Source organism: Cobetia crustatorum, from assembly GCF_000591415.1.
In the GTDB taxonomy this organism is placed as follows: Bacteria; Pseudomonadota; Gammaproteobacteria; order Pseudomonadales; family Halomonadaceae; genus Cobetia; species Cobetia crustatorum.
In genome coordinates this window covers 1-2,624 of record NZ_JEMF01000065.1, presented here as the reverse complement: position 1 = coordinate 2,624, position 2,624 = coordinate 1, and the positions used below count along the sequence as shown (strand labels likewise).

1 protein-coding gene and 1 pseudogene are annotated in these 2,624 nt (G+C 38.9%); one reads left to right on the top strand and one right to left on the bottom strand.

Features of this window, described 5'->3' with window-relative positions; all coding sequences use genetic code 11:
• Positions 1 to 145: 145 nt before the first annotated feature.
• Positions 146 to 298 (top strand): annotated as a pseudogene (locus tag BF12_RS20170) (IS630-like element ISHsp2 family transposase); the annotation flags it as partial.
• A 184-nt stretch (positions 299 to 482) separates the two neighbouring features.
• Here BF12_RS20170 and BF12_RS21765 read toward each other — a convergent pair.
• Positions 483 to 2,324: an acyltransferase family protein gene (locus BF12_RS21765; protein WP_282705507.1), complete on the bottom strand. Its 1,842-nt coding sequence runs from the start codon at positions 2,322 to 2,324 to the stop codon at positions 483 to 485.
• Positions 2,325 to 2,624 lie beyond the last annotated feature (300 nt).

Below are 2,624 nucleotides of genomic sequence, written 5' to 3'. Positions count from 1 at the left end.
CCGGAGCGATGGTCAGGTGACATCCGAAAATTCGACCTGCCGGAGATAGTGCATTTGAATCCGGAGCGGGATCCGATACCGCAGGCAATAGGGTTTTAAAAAGCCAGAACCACTTCATGTGCCAACTATGTTGACAGATTCCGACTCGCCGGAGCTGAATCTGATTGAGATTCTGTGGCGACAGATGAAGTATGCATGGCTGCCACTGAGTGCATATCTGTCATTTGAGCACCTGTGCGATGAGGTGCACCGGCTGCTCGACGGTTATGGCGCTGAGCGCACGATTAATTTTGAATAGGCACTTATCCCGTACCTGTGAACCCATACGAAAACGCGCATCACGAGGATGCGGCGTTTTCGTTTCAATGAAGAAGCTGAGCTTTGGATCAATTGTTACCGAACAATTCGCAGGAGTGGACATTCATAATAGTGTAATGCCACATGTAAATATCAAGGACATATATTAAAGTTATAGCTTTTCATTAATGGGTTTGATCGTTGAGCAATGGCATCAGTTTTGATTCTAACGAAGCAGTAAGATATTTAACATAAGGTAAATGTATATGATTTGCATCTCTATACATTAACATACCATCGTTTACTGTAGGGCAATGAGTAGTACTGCATAGCCAATCAGACATATCAATACTTGCTATAAGCTCAGAATAAGCAATGGATGGGTCTTTATCAAGTAAAGAAGCAGCTCGAGATTTAACACACGGGCCATCACTAACAGGATCCTTATTCTTATAGACGCAATCAGGAACATCATATGAGAACCTTGGGTTATCCCTGATGCCAATCACTTTAATATTGCTAGAAAACAAAGATTTCCATATATTTAAGTAACCATCAGGAATATATTCAGTTGCAGAGGTTGTACGGGTTGAATTGGTAATAACTGCGACAGGTGAAATTTCTTCTATTAATTTAACAGCATTCTTGTTCCAAGAAACACACGAATCATTCGCATCCTTTATCACACCTAATGGGCAACTGCTTTTAGTAACGCTAATCAATTCAAACTCATTTACTACAGCAATGTTTTTTAATGCAGGTAACCATTGCGCTGCATGAGATCCACCAACAAGCATGACCTTTTTTTCTGAACCCAGACTACCGAAGCGACATTCTCTCGCCTCAACCCCGTCTATACTCTGATGACAGTCTATGCGATAAGTTACAGGCACCACTTTCCTAGCACCTATAAATTCGTTTCGTGGTATGCTTGAAGGATCATTATTGATTTCCAACGGTTCTAAAACTTGATGTGGAGCTGCATATGAATGCCACTTAGAATACATTGATTGACTAATGGAAGTCAATTCGAGTCGAAGCAGGTAAGCTCCAAAGGCAACTGGAAGGAAAAAAATTGTACCGAGTAAGAAATTGATATAAATATTATTTTTGGGGAGCAGGGAAACTGGAAACTCAATCAAATATTTAGTAAAAATAGCTAAACAAATGGATGAAGAAATAATTATGACGCCATGAACTACACTGATATAATCCAGATTAAAAATATTTTTGTAAAAATATAGTACAGGCCAATGCCACAAATAAATAGAAAAAGATATTCCTCCGAGATAGACCAACCACTTAGCAGATAAAAGACTATTGAAGCCTGATTGAGATTTCACACCGGAGATAATGATAAGAGAGGCACCTAGGACAGGCACCAATGCTATATACCCAGGATATGCAAAAGACTTAGGTATAAAGAAAGCTCCACCGAAAATCAACACTACCCCAACAATACAATAAAAACTGTTGAATCTATTGAAACTTAAATTAACAATAATCAGATAGACTCCAACACCCCAAAAGAACTCCCATAACCTAGTCATGGGATGAAAGTAACTAGCGCTAGCATCTGCATAAGACATATATACAGATATCAAAAAAGAAATCAAAAGAATACTAACGACGCCATAATAGAGAGGTCTAGATGATTTAAGTTTATGAGATAATACAGCAAGAGGTATAATTACAACAGGAAGCAATAAATAAAATTGCATTTGAAGGGACAATGCCCAAAACTGTTGCACAGGACTGGGGGAAGTCCCAGAAGCCAAATAGTCAATAGAATTTCTAATCAACTGTAAATTTTCAGCATGAAGAATAGCTGCGATAGCCTCATTAATAATTGACAACAACAATGAAGGCGAAGCATAGAAGTAACTAAATATCAATGTGGTGCCAATAACTACATACGCCACAGGGAAAACTTTTCGTGTTATATTACTCCAAAAGGAAAGAGGGCTATAAATACCATACTTAAAATAATTCCTCAGTAGGATTGATGACATCAGAAAACCGGAAATGACAAAAAAACGTCTACGCTACCGGATACCTTATTCATCCATATATGAAAAGACATGATCGTCAAAGAGCATAGCGCCCTTAATCCTTGTATATCTTTTCTATAACCAAGAGTAACATAGTTATTAAATTTGCCGCAAGAACTATTCATGTTAAAATCCATAATAGAGATAAAAACAGACCCCTAAGGAAACACTGCACAAATCCTGCCGTTGGTGCCTGATCGCCACCGACGGGGTAGAATCTAGCAATATCGCTACCGCCTGATAGAGCCATCCGATGAACCCGGCTTATTCATGAGG